Below are 14,536 nucleotides of genomic sequence, written 5' to 3'. Positions count from 1 at the left end.
TAAAAAAGTAGTAAGTAAGAAAATAAATACATTACTTACTACCACTTTAAACAATAGAATTAATTTAAATACATATGATATTCTTCTTTGCTTATTAAGCATCGTAGCTTATCTAAGATCTTATTTCTTTTAGTTACAGCTTTTCTATATGTGGTGTTTTTGTATCTAGAATAGTCCATTAAGCTCTTCTTTCTAAAAAATACAAAGGTTATTAATTCTAATTCATCATATTCAAGCTTATTTAAAGCCTCTTTTAATTTTGCTCTAAAAATTACATTAAATAATTCATCTTCAACAAAACCTAGGTCGTGAGAAAGAATGTTTTCAAGGTTATCATCAAGTATCAAGGTTTCAGGTCCATCTGATTTATCTTTTCTGATTGAACTTCTAATTAAAAAGTTAATGGAATTTCGTATTCCATTTGTAGCATAAGCAACAAATCTATGCTTTTCAGGATTATAGAGTCGTATACAATTAAATAGGACTCTATAACATTCACTTTTAATATCCTCAAATTCAAAGCCATTTATAAAGGTTTTCTTTGAAAGATTTAATATATAAGGTTTAAATTCTTTCACCAATTCTTCCTTTGCTTGTTCTTCTCCAAGTTTTGCAAGTAAAACTAAATTTTCAATTTTATCGTAGTTCATTCTAATCACCTCTCCATAAGGTTATATATGCAAAGTGAATTGATTTTTGGGGACGGTTCTAAACTTTTTGAAAAGTTCAGAACCGTCCCTAAACAAAAACAAACCAAAATAATAAATGTTTATCTATATGTAGACAGAAATTAATTTTGATGTATAATATAATAAAGGAAATATTTAGAACTTGGGAGGAAGAAGTTATGGATACTAAATCAAATGAATTATTTTGGAGTGCAAACATAGAGGAAGTAAAAAAAGGTTATATCGAAACAGAAGATGAATATACATGTATAATTTGTGAAGAGACATTTAAAAAAGGGCGTATATATGAAAAAAATTCGGAGTTCTATGATTCAAAATTGACAACTGAACTTCATATTAAAGAAAGGCATGAATCTATGCTTGAGTACTTAATTGGGATGAATTCATCATTTACAGGTGTATCAGAAGTTCAAAGAGAACTTATTACTTTAATTTCACAAGGATTAACAGATAAAGAAATTGCATTAAAGCTTGGAGTTGCTCAATCGACTATAAGAAATCATCGTTTTAAGTTAAGGGAAAAGGAAAAGCAAGCAAAATTATTCTTAGCAATGATGGATTTACTTTCAAAGACAACAAGTAAAAAGATTAATAAATTGGAAGATGATATTATCTGGGATGCACATAAAACAGCAACAACAATAGATGATAGATATAATATTACGGATAAAGAAGAGAAAGAAACCATTAAAAATTATTTTGATGAAAACGGAGCATTAAAGAATTTCCCTGCTAGAGAGAAAAAGAAAATAATAGTATTAAAAGAAATAACTAAAAACTTTACAAAAGGCAAGAAGTATTCTGAAAAAGAAATAAATAGAATCATAAAAAGAATAAATGAGGATTATGCTACCCTAAGAAGAGCGTTAGTTGAGTATGGATTTGTAGAAAGATCAAATGATTGTAGCTCATATTGGGTAAAAGAATAAAAATGGGGGAGCAAAATGATTAAGAGTTATATTAAACTAGACAAAGTAGAGAAAAGTTTAGTATGTGATTTTGTAAATAGAAATATTGAAGAAAAAAAGACATTAAATGAAGTTGATGAAATGTTCAATAATAAGGTATATGACTACGGCAATGGAGCTTTATTCTATTTTAGAAGTGGAAAAGTATTAGGGAGAATTAATATAGTTTTAGAAGTCGCACAGCAGTTAGGAACAACTTATATACATTTTTTAGATATAGAAGATTCCTCAAATGAAAAAGAAATGATTATAAAAAATTTAATTGAAGAAGCAATTACTATAGCTAATTTATATAATGCAAAAGAAATTTATTTAGGAGAAAGAAACGAAGATAGGCTTAAATTGTTAGAAAAATTAGGATTTCATATAGATTATAGAGCTATTAGAATGTATTTAGAAGATAGAGATAAGAAAATAGAATGTTTAGATTTGATACCACTAACTCAAGAAAATAAGCAGGAATATCAAAGAGTATATAATGATTCCTTTAGTGATATGCCTCATGGTTCCTATGTAGATATTGATGGAGTTCAGGAGTACCTAAAAAAGGCGGATGAAGAAAATTATTATTTTTTTGTGTCCTATAACAGCATCAATATAGGATTTATGGATTGTACTATAAAAAATGGAGAAGGGTCTTTTGACATAGGATTATGCAAACCCTATAGAGGCAGAGGATTCGGAAGAATGCTTTTAGAAACAGCTATTGAGTTTTTAAATAAGAAAGAGGTAAATAAGATAGGGCTTTTGGTTATAGAAAGAAATTCAGTAGCCTATAATATGTATAAGAAAAGAGGCTTTAAAGTAGATTCAATATTTAGTAACTGGATTAAATTAAAGTAAAGTATTATAATCTTAAGGTATATAATATAGGTTTTTTATAGGAGACTTAAAACCCTATATATTTTAAGATTGAAGAGGAGTAACTTATTATGATGAATGTAAATGCTGAAAAATGTATAGGTTGTGGCTTATGCGTTAAAGATTGTTTTGCAAGGGATATTGAGCTTGTAGAGGGTAAAGCAAAAATAAAAAATATAGCATGTTTTAAATGTGGACATTGTATTGCTGTTTGCCCAAAGGAAGCAGTATCAACAGATGAATATAATATGGAAGAGGTTAAGAACTATAATAAAGAAGAGTTTACAATAGAGCCTGAAACTCTAATGAACTTTATTAAATTTAGAAGAACGGTAAGACAATTTAAGGATAAAGCAGTAGAAGAAGACAAGCTTTCAAAAATTATTGAAGCTGGAAGATTTACTCAGACAGGAAGCAACACTCAAGGAGTATCTTATATTGTTGTAAGAGAAAAAATACAGGAATTAAAAGAATTAACTTTAGAAAGTTTAAAAAACGTTGGAGAAGCAATGCTTTCAAATTTAACTCCTGAAACTATGGTGTACAAGAGATACGCTGAGATGTGGGTAGCTATGTATAAAGAATTTAAAGATAACCCTAATGGGAAAGAAAAATTATTCTTTAATGCACCAGCAGTAATAGTTGTAGTGGCTGATTCACCAGTAAATGGTGCGCTTGCTTCATCAAATATGGAATTAATGACAAATGCTTTAGGCCTAGGAACATTCTTTAGTGGTTTCTTTGTAAGGGCATCACAAGCAAATAGAAAAATAGTAGATTTTCTTGAAGTGCCAGAAGGCAAACAAATAGTAACCTGCATGGTAATAGGCTATCCAGATATCAAGTATTCGAGAACTGTACCTAGAAAAGAAGCTAATATATTATGGAAATAAAATTAAGGGCTGTTGTAATATTCAACAGCTCCTTTTTGTTATGTTTATTCAATCCATTCAGTTATTTTATCAATTGATTGTCTTGTCTTTTCCCTTGGATTATTTGTTCTATACCCAAAGGCAGCCATAACAGAAACACCAAATTTTGTTTTATCTAGTATTCCTTCTTTTTCAAGTAAATCTTCAACATTATTAATATCATAACCTTCAATCGGGCATGAATCTATACCTATCAAAGCGGCTGAACTTAAAATCCTCATCAGATATTTTTTTGTTTACATCAAACTCTTTACATGCATAGGCTTCTAATATTTTTGATTTTTCAATTGACATATATCTTGTCACCCCTTAAATTTAATATTATAGTTAATGGTTAAGTAAATTATAATATTAAAATTAAATATCTTGAAGAATGAACATTTCTTATATATAATATACAAAAAGGTACTTAAGTATACTTTTTATACTGAGGTGATAATTTGAATAGTAATATTGAATATAAGGAAAATAATGAATGTTCAGAGATTCAATGTCCTGTAGAAACAAGCCTTAATATTATTGGTGGTAAGTGGAAGGGGATAATAATTTACAGGTTACTTAACGGTAAAAAAAGATTTAATGAATTAAGACGAGAAATGCCTAGGATAACTCATAGAATGCTAACCCTTCAATTAAGAGAACTTGAAAATGATAATATTGTAAAAAGAACTGTTTATGCCGAAGTTCCACCTAAGGTTGAATATGAATTAACTGAATTTGGTATGTCAATAAAACCAATAATAGTTGCACTTTTAGATTGGGGAAAAATAGTTCGAAAAAATGAAAGTAAGTAATTAATTATATATTTAAAAGTCTAAAGAGAAATTAGGAGATATAAAATGGCGAATGATAAGATAGAAAGATTATTATTAGATGAAGCTAATAGATGTATAATGTGTAAAAATCCAAAATGTAAAGAGAATTGTCCAATAAGTACACCAATTCCACAAATTATCTCACTTTATAGAGAAGGAAAATTAAAGGAAGCAGGAGAAATATTGTTTAACAATAACCCTCTTTCAGTTGTATGTTCCTTAGTTTGTATTCATGAAGATCAATGTAAAGGAAATTGTATAAGAGGAATTAAAGGAGAGCCTATTAAATTCCATGACATAGAAGACGAAATTTCAACCAAGTATCTTGAGGAGATTAAATTTGAAAATATTCCAAAGGATAAAGATAGAATTGCTATAGTTGGTGGTGGCCCAGCAGGAATAACCATAGCCTTTATACTAGCACAAAAAGGCTATAGTATCACAATTTTTGATGCTCATGATAAAATTGGAGGAGTATTAAGATATGGTATTCCAGAATATAGATTGCCAAAAAGAATAATTGATTTATATGAAGAAAAGCTTATAGAGCTTGGTGTGAGAATAAGACCAAATACAACAATTGGACCAGTAATAAATATTGATAGACTACATGAAGATGGCTATAAAGCTGTATTTATCGGAACAGGAGTATGGAATCCTAAAACATTAAATATTAAAGGAGAAACCCTAGGTAACGTACATTACGCTATTGATTATTTAAAATCTAGTAGTGTGTATAGATTAGGAGACAGAGTAGCGGTAATAGGAGCAGGAAATGTTGCTATGGACGCTGCAAGAAGTGCAAAAAGAAATGGAGCTAAAAATGTAACTATACTTTATAGAAAAGGCTTCGATGATATGCCAGCTACAAATCAAGAAATAAATGAAGCCAAGGAAGATGGAATAGAGTTTAACATATTTAAAGCGCCTATTGAAATAACAGAGCATGGGGTTAAGTTAGCGCCTACTGAAAATGTAATTGATGAAGAAACAGGAAAAGTAAAAACTAAGATTATTGAAGGAAAAGAAGAATTCTTTGAATGTGACTCAACAATTATAGCAGTAAGCCAAAGTCCAAGAACTAATATAGTGTCTACTACAAAACAATTAGATACCAATAGACATGGGCTTCTTATTACAGATGATAGGGGAAATACAACTAAAAAAGGAACTTTTGCTTCAGGTGATGTAGTTACGGGAGCTAAAACTGTAGTGGAAGCTGTTGTACAGGCTAAGATAGTAGCAGAAACAATTGAAGAGTATTGTAAAAATAATTAATACATAAAGTTATTAAAGGGTGTTTCATTAAAATATGAAGCACCCTTTAAATAAATATTAAACCTGAAAAATAACTTATTATATTAGATATAATACAAATGATGGCATATCCACCAAGGGTTCCAGTAAAAAGCCTCCTAATATTAGTTGATTCTATTAGTTTTAGAGTTTGAATTAACCAGTCTAAAAACATTATTCCTAAAAATACAATGCTAATAGCTAATGGAGCTGCGCCTATTTTAATAACTGATAATATTGAAATAAAATATCCTAAAGTCATTCCAGTGCATCTTGCACATAAAGGAAATTGATAATTTCCTAGAAAAAAACTTCTATCGGATCTTTGATGGCAAGTTGGAGAAAAGAACTTCATTAAGGCGATCCAAACTTTGTCTTTCGTAATCATTTGCTAAATCGCTTTCCACAATTATTACATATACAAGTTGTTGTAGTTTTAGTACCTTCAGCAGCACAAAGACCGCATAATAAGCCAATTGGTCCTAAACAGATATAACCCAAGCAACCACTAGGAGCATCATAATCGTTAGTTTCTTTCTCGATTATTACTTGTACATTTTTGCTATTACAAAATGGACAAGACGTCTGGGAATAGTTTGAAGCTTCATCATTCATAAGAATCTCCTTTACTTGTAAAATTTGTATATATAAAATTATAGCATACAATTTAAGTTATATGAGTGCTAAAATAGCTTATTAGTCGCATAATTTAGTGCTTATAGCAACTCCATCTCCTATAGGAAGAATTGTAGTATAAAGACGGTCATCTGCAAAAACCTTTTGAACATATTCATGTACAGGCATACTAAACTTTTCAGGTATCCCCATAGGTTTAAATAATACATCATCAGCAATTATTAAACCATTTTTACGAGTTAACTTAATGCACTTTTCAAGCATAGTAGTATACAATACTTTATCAGAATCTTGAAGTATAATATCAAATACATTATCCTCTTCAAGATTATTAATTATCTTATTAGCATCTCCTAATTGTAATTCTACTACATCAGATAGTCCAGCTGACTCAATATTTTTCTTTGTGGTCTCATAAAGTTCAGTATTATACTCAATAGATATAAGTTTTCCACCAGTTTCTTTTAAGGCCTGAGCTAACCAAACAGTAGAATATCCAAGACATGTACCAAATTCCAATACTTTTTTTGCATTAATTGCTCTAATTAATAATCCTAATAATTTTCCCACTTGAGGACCTACATATGGTTGGATATCATTTCTTTTTTCATCTTGTTTAACAATCTCCTTTAATTGAAGGTTATCGTAAGTTAAAAACTTTTCGATATATTTTGTGATTTCTCCCATAAAAACATCTCCTTAAAAAATAAACATAATTAATGATTGTCTATTATATTATAAACAACATGATATAAAGTTTGCAAACATTAATTAAAAATTATAGAAATTAATAAAAGATATATATGTTTAAGAGAATTTTAATCAATATATTTTTATCATGAGGTTTTAGGTATATAATGGTTATAGAAAATGCAAAAGAAAGTAGGTCAATTAATTATGAATGTAAGGGACAAAATAAAACAACTGAGAGAATTAATGATAAAGAGCAATGTACAAGCATACATAGTTCCAAGTTATGATGCTCACCAAAGCGAATATGTAGCTGAGTATTTTAAGTGTAGACAGTGGGTATCTGGATTTACTGGTTCTGCAGGTACAATAGTAGTTACATTAGAAGATGCTGGTTTATGGACAGATGGCAGGTATTATATTCAAGCTGAAAATGAGTTAAATGGCACAGGTATAAGATTGTTTAGGATGGTAGATCCTGGTGTACCTTCATACACAGAATGGCTCAAGGAGACATTAAAAGAAAATGATATGATAGGCTTGGATGGTAGAGTCTTTTCAATAAATATGGTTAAAGCTATGGAAAAAGAATTAAATGATAAGAAAATATCCCTAAAAATTGATTTAGACTTAATAGATGAATTATGGAAAGATAGACCGGAAATCCCTATGGATAAGATATTTATCCATGATGTAAAATACGCAGGTAAATCTAGAAGTGAAAAATTAACAAAAGTAAGAAACATGATGAAAACTAAGGGGGCAAATTATCACCTATTAAGTTCATTAGATGATATAGCATGGCTTTTAAATGTCAGAGGAAATGATGTACCAAATAATCCTGTTGTTCTTTCAAACATTTTAATATCAATGGAAGAATGCTATTTATTTATAAATTTACAAAAGGTACCTAATGAAGTTAAGTTAGAACTTGAATCTGAAGGAATAGTGCTACGTGACTACTATGAAATAGAAAATGATTTAAAGAAATTAAAATCAGAAGATAGCATAATTTTCGATGGAGATAAAGTAAATGCGAGCTTATATTATTCAATAAACAATCAAGCTAGGAAAATTGAGGATATCAATATTACTACTAATCTCAAATCTATCAAAAATGAAACAGAAATAGAAAACTTAAGACAATGTGAAATAAATGATGGAGTTGCCATGGTAAGGTTTATAAAATGGCTAAAAGAAAATGTAGGTAAAGAATTAATTACAGAGATGAGTGCTGATAAAAAGTTACAGGAATTTAGAAGTGAGCAAGAATTATTTGTAGGTCCTAGCTTTGACACAATAGCTGGATACAAGGATCATGCTGCAATGATGCATTATAAAGCAAATGATGAAATACAATATATTTTGAAAAATAAAGGACTCTTTTTAGTAGATTCAGGTGGACAATATTTAAATGGTACTACTGATACCACTAGAACTATAGTATTGGGTGAACTTACTGAAGAGGAAAAAAGAGATTTTACCCTAGTGTTAAAGGGTCATATTGGACTAAGCTCGGCAAAGTTTCTATATGGAGCTACTGGATCTAATTTAGATATTTTAGCAAGACAACCTATCTGGGAACAGGGGTTAGATTATAAGTGTGGAACAGGACATGGAGTGGGCTTCTTTTTAAATGTTCATGAGGGACCACATAGAATAAGCCAAGTACCTAATGAAATTAAGTTAGAAAAGGGTATGATAATCACAAATGAACCAGGAATATATAGAGAAGGAAAGCATGGTATTAGAACAGAGAATATGATGGTTGCATGTGAAGACATTAAAACTGAATTTGGTAAGTTTATGAAGTTTGAAGCAATTACATACTGTCCTATAGATTTAGATGGGATAGATAAAGATATGCTTACAGAAAATGAAATTAAATGGATAAATAATTATCACAAGGATGTTTATTTAAAGTTAGCTCCTAAATTAACTCAAGAAGAAAGAGAATGGTTAAAAGAACAAACTAGAAATATATAGTCTATAATATTAAACTATATTACGATAAATTTACCCATGATTTTTGTATATTGTGATTATTAAAATCATAGAAGTTATTATTAAATCATATATTTATACGAATTAATTAGAATAAAGGTAAATATGAAGATAAATGAAGTGAATAATAATTTTCAAAATCAGGGCAATAGAAATATCTATGTAATTAATGCTGGTGGAACTCCAAGTATACAAGAAGGAATTTATGCAAAAATGCCTCCACCTATGATTGAAGGACGACTATATTTAGCAACTGATCAAGGAATCATTTATAGAGATACAGGGAAACAATGGGTATATTTGCAGCTTGGTCCTCAAGGACCAAGAGGATTTCAAGGCCCTCCAGGGTCTCCGGGTATATCATATATAACAGGAATGGATGCACCAACCTGTGACATTGGACAGATAGGAGATATATATATTAATACATGTACCGGGCAAATGTACTTAAAGCTAGATGCTAGTAATAGGCCTAGTTGTACATGGATAGAATATGTTAATAATCCCGTGTATGACACACTTACACCTGCATATTATCAAACTGTAAGGTATGATCAATTTGAGTTTGCACCCTATGGTCCTGCAGCTTTTTATAAAATGTGGTATGATTATGATTCAAATGGAGGAATTGCAATGGCTACTTCTCCAGACGGGATAAATTGGACTACTTATCCTCAAAATTTAACTGGTCTTTCAGCTACGGCACGTCATTCAAGAGTTTTATTTAGTCGAGATGGTTTTGGAAATAATACTCCGTATAGAATTTGGTATTGGGATTCCCCAGATCCCTATATCCACCCTGGAGATGAGACGCATATGCTTAGAACTGCAGTGTCTGTAGATGGAATAAATTGGACACAAGATCAAACTATTACTCAAGAGCAATCAGATAAACTCATACCATTTTCTATTTATAATGGTAGTTATGGTCCAGCTGATGTATTATACTATCCTGAAAATAGTTCCTTAGTTATAGATAAAACTAAGCCTTTTAATAACCGCTATGTTATGTACTATGATGTCACAAATGGTTCAATTGAAGAAGTTGCATTAGCTGTTTCTAATAATGGATTAAATTGGACTAGGATTGGTAATCAGCCAGTACTTCCACATGGATGCCACGGGCAATGGGATGAAAATTATGCATGCGAAGGAGCAGTTGTAATACGTACAGAACCTAACTGCTTTAAGATGTGGTATAGCGGTGGCGTAGATTCTTCACATGAAGGAGTTGGTTGTGCAAGTTCAAATGATGGAATACATTGGACTAAATATGCTGATAACCCAATTTTTAGCATATTTAATAACGTTGCTTGGAGAACTGCAAGAACTTATAATCCATGGGTTATATATGACCCACTACAATTTAGTGGTCATGGAGGCTCTGAAAGTTATAAATTTTGGCTAACAGGAGGAAATATATTAGATCACCCAGACATTGGGTATGCTAATATGAATAGCTGCTATTGGCTACCATTAAAATAGTGATAGATACTGTGTTTTTAAAAAGACTTTTTTGAATTTTCAAATAAGAGGCTTAATGAGCCTCTTTATTTTATATAAACTTTTGTATATATGCTACAAATCTACATAACCTAATTTAAATTAATAAAATAGGGGAGTGAATATATGAAAAAATATATTTCGATATTGATGTCATGTATACTTGTAGCTTTTTTAGTTGCATGTAGCTTAACTAAAAATGAAGAGGTTAGTTCATATTCAGATGATGTTCAAAGGAAACTTGATAAAATGTCATTAGAAGAAAAAATAGATCAAATGATTATGCTTTCGATTGACGAAGTTGTTAAAGATGGAAATAAAATTAAGTTTACAGAGATGAATGAAGCAACCAAAAATTTTTTGAGTAAACATCAGTTAGCTGGACTTATATTATTTAAGTTTAATATGATAGATAAGCCACAGACTGAAAAGTTAACTAAAGATATACAAAATTTAAGTAAAGTAAATAAATTTTTTATAGCAACAGATCAAGAGGGTGGAAGAATAGATAAAATACCAACTGAAAATAAAACAAAATCAGCAAGAGAAATTGGAAATACTAAAGACCCAAACAATGCATATAAAGCTGCTAGTACCATTGGTAGTGATTTAAAAACTTTAGGATTGAATTTAGATTTTGCACCAGTAATGGATGTTGACACTAACCCTAATAATCCAGTGATAGGAGACAGAGCTTTTAGTAATGATCCCAAGATTGTAGCAGAATTTGGTGTTAAATTTATTGAAGGGTTACATTCTCAGGGAATATTAGCAACTGCAAAACATTTTCCTGGGCATGGAGATACTACAGGGGATTCTCATAAGGAACTAGTAAAGGTAAATCAACCATTACAGAGAATTGAAAATGTTGAACTTTATCCATTCAGAAAGGCAGTGGAAAATAATGTTGATATGATTATGGTGGGACATATAGTTGTACCAGCACTAGATGATGATAAAACACCTGCAAGCTTATCTAAAAAGATGATGACTTCATTGTTAAAGGAAAAAATGGGTTTTAAAGGAGTAGTTATTACAGATGCATTTGATATGAAGGCAATAACACAAAACTATGATATTAAATCAGCTGTAATGCAATCTATAAATGCAGGTGCAGATATTATTCTAATGCCAGTAGCATTGGTCCCAGGTGAAAATGATAAGGAATATGAAGAATTAGTTAGGTTTATTAAGGAGAAGGTTCAAGCTGGTGAAATTCAAGAAAGTAGAATAAATGATGCAGTTACAAGAATTTTAACTGCAAAAAATAGTTTATAGATAGTAAGTAAAATGAGGTAGAGAATCATGGATATATATACAATAGGTCATTCAAATTATTCTGTTGAGAGACTAATTGATATGTTAAATTATTATAAGATAAATTGCGTAGTTGATATAAGGGGGACCCCTTACTCAAAATATAATGTTCAATTTAATAAAGAAACTATTAGAAATACTTTATTAAATAGAGGATTTATGTATATATATATGGGAAAAGAATTAGCAGCTCAACGGGAAAATAGAGAGTTATATACGAAGGAAGGATATGCAGACTTTGAGAAGGTAGTAGAAGATAAAGATTTTTTAGATGGAATTGAAAGGTTAAAACTTGGCTGTATAAAGGGATATAGAATAGTGCTTATGGGAGCTATGCAAGACCCAATTAATTGCCATAGAGCAATTTTGCTTGGAAGAGCGTTAATTAATAACGGATTTAACCTTAAGCACATAGTACATGACTATTCTTTAGCAACACAAGAAGAACTAGAGGAAAAGATGTTAGAAAAGTATTTTAGCACAAGAAATCAAGTTACAATCGAAACTTTATTAGGAACAGAACCTAATAGAGACGAGCTTATAAAAAGATGTTATAGAGAAAGTAATAAAGAAATAGGCAATAGAGTTGAAAAAAATCACCCTAAAAATTTTTAGGGTGACTTCTATTAAAAAGTGTAAGATTACTAATTTGACGCTATAGAGTAACTAAGGATATTTTTTACTTTAGGCACAAGATATTTAGTACCTCCTATGGATTTTGTATCCTCCATCATCATGGCAACTACAAGTTTAGGATTGTCCATATTCATTCCTACAAACCAAGAATTTTCGGTACCATTTGTATCATCTTGAGTCTTTTTAATTTCCGCAGTTCCTGTCTTTCCACCTATATTTACTCCGTCAATTTTTGCTAGGTTAGCAGTAGCAGTAGGGCTATTTACTACTGAGATTAAATCTTCTTTTAAAATATTTATATTTTCTTTTTTTATAACATTTTCTTTCCAAACCTTTTGAGGATTTTTATCACTTAATTCTAGAATTGGAGTCATAATGTTGCCATCATTTGCTAAAGAACTATAAATAAGTGAAGCTTGAAGTGGAGAGATTAAAAGTTCTCCTTGCCCATAACCAGTATCAGCTAAAAGTTCCTCACTTTTTATTGTATTATCATTTGAAATTTGGTTTTTTGAAAGAGGGTATGAAAAAGGAATTTCTTCACCTATTCCAAAGGCCTTAGCTCCTTCAATAAATTTGTCAGCTTTTATTTTTAAGGCCTGCTGTGCAAAATATATATTATTAGAACTTATAAGAGCATCTTTAAGGTTAATTGGCTTATCAGAACCAACAGTAGTGGTTATCTTCTTACCACCCCAGGAACTGTCTTTTTGCCATTCAGTACCTTTTATATCTAAAGTCTCATCTGGATTTATAACTCCATCATCTAATCCTATTGCAGCAGTCACTAATTTAAAAATAGAGCCAGGTGCGTAAGTATTATTAAATCTATTATTTGACATATCACTCCAAGATGTATCAAATTGCTTTTTTATTGTTTCTGTTTTATAAGTTGTAAATATATTTGGATCATAGGAAGGTGAACTTACTAATGAGAGAACTTCCCCAGTTTTAGGATTTATAGATGAACATGCACCTTTTTGACCACTAAGTTCACTATAAACTTTTTGTTGTAAAGCTAAGTCTATGGAGAGTTTTATATTTTCCCCAGGGGTTGCGTCCTTTTTTGTGATTATGACTTCAGAATCTTTATTATCAACTTTTCTAGTAATATATAGCTTAAGTCCATCTTGCCCTTTAAGTCTTGGCTCAAAAACTTGCTCTAAGCCTGATTTGCCTATGACACTAGAATTGCCATATCCTTTTCCTTTATTTTTATCTAATTCTTCAGCGGTAATAGGAGCAACATATCCAATTAAAGAGCCGATTGATTCGCCTCCAGTGTATACTCTTGAGGGAACCTCCATATATTTAACCCCAGGAATTTCAATAGCCTTTTGTAGCTTATCTTTATCATTTAGAGATACATTTACTAATGGAATAAATTCGTCTAATTTACTATCAGCATCTTTAATCTTGCCTGCAATAAAATCAGGAGTTAAATCTAATATTGAAGCTAAGGCTTGTACACTGGAATCCTTAGTTGGAATAAATTTTCTGGGATGTATTCCTAATGCAGCTACACTACCATTATAAGCAAGTTTAACATTATTTCTATCAGTTAATTCACCTCTGTTAGCAGGAATCCTTTGAATTTTAATTTTTTCACCTTTCTCCATCTGAGGGAATAGTAACTTTTCACTCCATTTAACTTTCCACGGATTTTCTTTATCCTTAGTTTTTATTAGGTTAAGAGTATAATCTGAAATATCAATTTTCCCAAACCCACTATTCATTGTTAGAGAAAAAGGAATGTCAAGCTCAGATGATTTACTCTTATTAGACTCAGATAAATTTTTAGCACTCAATTTTATATCTGAAGCATCTAAACTACCATAAATGCTGGTATATTTGTCTATAAAATCTTTTTCATTTATATATTCTTTAGAAGAATCATCTAACATGGCATATAATGCTTTATAATCTTTGTTATTTAGATTATCATTAAATTTATTAAATGCATCAGTAGGTGTTTCTGTTTTTGAGCAACCAAAAATAAAAATTGGTATTATTGCTAAGAAACAATAAATGAAACATTTTTTTAATACTTTCATAACGCTACCTCCATAATATTCAATATAATAATATTAACACAAATAGAAAAAAAAGTTAATAAACAAAAAAGTAGCCTTAATATATGAATATTTTAAAGAAATTTGTAAATGAATATAGAAAGATAACGAAAAGCA

At 30.2% G+C, this 14,536-nt stretch carries 15 protein-coding genes; 9 read left to right on the top strand and 6 right to left on the bottom strand.

Features of this window, described 5'->3' with window-relative positions; all coding sequences use genetic code 11:
* Positions 1 to 59 precede the first annotated feature (59 nt).
* The gene (locus JK634_RS10050) at positions 60 to 650 is read right to left on the bottom strand and encodes a sigma-70 family RNA polymerase sigma factor (protein ID WP_202767513.1); all 591 of its coding nucleotides are present in this window, start codon (positions 648 to 650) and stop codon (positions 60 to 62) included.
* A 197-nt stretch (positions 651 to 847) separates the two neighbouring features.
* Between JK634_RS10050 and JK634_RS10045 the strand changes: the two genes are divergently transcribed.
* From JK634_RS10045 to JK634_RS10035, 3 genes are all read left to right on the top strand, one after another.
* A complete protein-coding gene (locus JK634_RS10045; protein ID WP_202767512.1) occupies positions 848 to 1,618 on the top strand; it encodes a DUF2087 domain-containing protein in 771 nt (256 codons plus the stop codon).
* A 15-nt stretch (positions 1,619 to 1,633) separates the two neighbouring features.
* Entirely contained in the window at positions 1,634 to 2,500 is an 867-nt protein-coding gene (locus JK634_RS10040; RefSeq protein ID WP_202767511.1) for a GNAT family N-acetyltransferase, read from the top strand.
* An 89-nt stretch (positions 2,501 to 2,589) separates the two neighbouring features.
* Positions 2,590 to 3,411 carry a nitroreductase family protein gene (locus JK634_RS10035; protein WP_202767510.1) on the top strand — a complete coding sequence of 274 codons (822 nt, stop codon included), beginning with the start codon at positions 2,590 to 2,592 and terminating at the stop codon, positions 3,409 to 3,411.
* Positions 3,412 to 3,455: 44 nt separating this feature from the next.
* On the opposite strand, the gene JK634_RS10030 is transcribed toward JK634_RS10035, so the two are convergent.
* Positions 3,456 to 3,671, bottom strand: a complete 216-nt coding sequence (locus tag JK634_RS10030) for a nitroreductase family protein (protein WP_202767509.1) — start codon at positions 3,669 to 3,671, stop codon at positions 3,456 to 3,458.
* A gap of 219 nt (positions 3,672 to 3,890) precedes the next feature.
* Here JK634_RS10030 and JK634_RS10025 point away from each other — a divergent pair, with 219 nt between their 5' ends.
* Complete coding sequence (locus JK634_RS10025) at positions 3,891 to 4,244, top strand: winged helix-turn-helix transcriptional regulator (protein WP_207753618.1); 354 nt, start codon at positions 3,891 to 3,893, stop codon at positions 4,242 to 4,244.
* Between the two features lie 45 nt (positions 4,245 to 4,289).
* Complete coding sequence (locus JK634_RS10020) at positions 4,290 to 5,543, top strand: NAD(P)-dependent oxidoreductase (RefSeq protein WP_202767508.1); 1,254 nt, start codon at positions 4,290 to 4,292, stop codon at positions 5,541 to 5,543.
* 46 nt (positions 5,544 to 5,589) lie between these two features.
* Here JK634_RS10020 and JK634_RS10015 read toward each other — a convergent pair whose 3' ends face one another.
* From JK634_RS10015 to JK634_RS10005, 3 genes are all read right to left on the bottom strand, one after another.
* Complete coding sequence (locus JK634_RS10015) at positions 5,590 to 5,949, bottom strand: DUF2085 domain-containing protein (RefSeq protein WP_207753617.1); 360 nt, start codon at positions 5,947 to 5,949, stop codon at positions 5,590 to 5,592.
* Positions 5,946 to 6,176: a hypothetical protein gene (locus tag JK634_RS10010; RefSeq protein WP_202767507.1), complete on the bottom strand. Its 231-nt coding sequence runs from the start codon at positions 6,174 to 6,176 to the stop codon at positions 5,946 to 5,948. Before JK634_RS10010 ends, JK634_RS10015 begins: the two co-directional genes overlap by 4 nt.
* Positions 6,177 to 6,257: 81 nt before the next feature.
* Entirely contained in the window at positions 6,258 to 6,884 is a 627-nt protein-coding gene (locus tag JK634_RS10005; protein ID WP_202767506.1) for an O-methyltransferase, read from the bottom strand.
* Between the two features lie 210 nt (positions 6,885 to 7,094).
* On the opposite strand from JK634_RS10005, the gene JK634_RS10000 reads away from it, so the two are divergent.
* From JK634_RS10000 to JK634_RS09985, 4 genes are all read left to right on the top strand, one after another.
* The gene (locus tag JK634_RS10000) at positions 7,095 to 8,873 is read left to right on the top strand and encodes an aminopeptidase P family protein (protein ID WP_202768101.1); all 1,779 of its coding nucleotides are present in this window, start codon (positions 7,095 to 7,097) and stop codon (positions 8,871 to 8,873) included.
* Between the two features lie 123 nt (positions 8,874 to 8,996).
* A complete protein-coding gene (locus JK634_RS09995) occupies positions 8,997 to 10,376 on the top strand; it encodes a glycoside hydrolase family protein (RefSeq protein ID WP_202767505.1) in 1,380 nt (459 codons plus the stop codon).
* A gap of 144 nt (positions 10,377 to 10,520) precedes the next feature.
* Positions 10,521 to 11,672, top strand: coding sequence for a beta-N-acetylhexosaminidase (nagZ, locus tag JK634_RS09990; protein WP_202767504.1), 1,152 nt, complete (start codon positions 10,521 to 10,523; stop codon positions 11,670 to 11,672).
* A 27-nt stretch (positions 11,673 to 11,699) separates the two neighbouring features.
* The gene (locus tag JK634_RS09985; protein ID WP_202767503.1) at positions 11,700 to 12,326 is read left to right on the top strand and encodes a DUF488 domain-containing protein; all 627 of its coding nucleotides are present in this window, start codon (positions 11,700 to 11,702) and stop codon (positions 12,324 to 12,326) included.
* Positions 12,327 to 12,355: 29 nt separating this feature from the next.
* On the opposite strand, the gene JK634_RS09980 is transcribed toward JK634_RS09985, so the two are convergent.
* Positions 12,356 to 14,401 (bottom strand): penicillin-binding transpeptidase domain-containing protein, encoded by a 2,046-nt coding sequence (locus tag JK634_RS09980; protein WP_202767502.1) that lies wholly within the window; start codon positions 14,399 to 14,401, stop codon positions 12,356 to 12,358.
* Positions 14,402 to 14,536 lie beyond the last annotated feature (135 nt).

Source organism: Clostridium paridis (assembly GCF_016765615.1).
Classification (GTDB): Bacteria; Bacillota; Clostridia; order Clostridiales; family Clostridiaceae; genus Clostridium_T; species Clostridium_T paridis.
The sequence above is the reverse complement of the archived record's forward strand: the minus strand, read 5'-3'. Positions and strand labels throughout refer to the sequence as shown.

Bases quoted from the DNA above. Each gene is read 5' to 3' on its own strand.
- JK634_RS09995 (WP_202767505.1), top strand. From the start codon at position 8,997: ATGAAGATAAATGAAGTGAATAATAATTTTCAAAATCAGGGCAATAGA.
- JK634_RS10030 (WP_202767509.1), bottom strand. From the start codon at position 3,671: ATGAGGATTTTAAGTTCAGCCGCTTTGATAGGTATAGATTCATGCCCG.
- JK634_RS10015 (WP_207753617.1), bottom strand. From the start codon at position 5,949: ATGATTACGAAAGACAAAGTTTGGATCGCCTTAATGAAGTTCTTTTCT.
- nagZ (WP_202767504.1), top strand. From the start codon at position 10,521: ATGAAAAAATATATTTCGATATTGATGTCATGTATACTTGTAGCTTTT.
- JK634_RS10050 (WP_202767513.1), bottom strand. From the start codon at position 650: ATGAACTACGATAAAATTGAAAATTTAGTTTTACTTGCAAAACTTGGA.
- JK634_RS10000 (WP_202768101.1), top strand. From the start codon at position 7,095: ATGAATGTAAGGGACAAAATAAAACAACTGAGAGAATTAATGATAAAG.
- JK634_RS10005 (WP_202767506.1), bottom strand. From the start codon at position 6,884: ATGGGAGAAATCACAAAATATATCGAAAAGTTTTTAACTTACGATAAC.
- JK634_RS10035 (WP_202767510.1), top strand. From the start codon at position 2,590: ATGATGAATGTAAATGCTGAAAAATGTATAGGTTGTGGCTTATGCGTT.
- JK634_RS10020 (WP_202767508.1), top strand. From the start codon at position 4,290: ATGGCGAATGATAAGATAGAAAGATTATTATTAGATGAAGCTAATAGA.
- JK634_RS09980 (WP_202767502.1), bottom strand. From the start codon at position 14,401: ATGAAAGTATTAAAAAAATGTTTCATTTATTGTTTCTTAGCAATAATA.
- JK634_RS09985 (WP_202767503.1), top strand. From the start codon at position 11,700: ATGGATATATATACAATAGGTCATTCAAATTATTCTGTTGAGAGACTA.
- JK634_RS10010 (WP_202767507.1), bottom strand. From the start codon at position 6,176: ATGAATGATGAAGCTTCAAACTATTCCCAGACGTCTTGTCCATTTTGT.
- JK634_RS10040 (WP_202767511.1), top strand. From the start codon at position 1,634: ATGATTAAGAGTTATATTAAACTAGACAAAGTAGAGAAAAGTTTAGTA.
- JK634_RS10045 (WP_202767512.1), top strand. From the start codon at position 848: ATGGATACTAAATCAAATGAATTATTTTGGAGTGCAAACATAGAGGAA.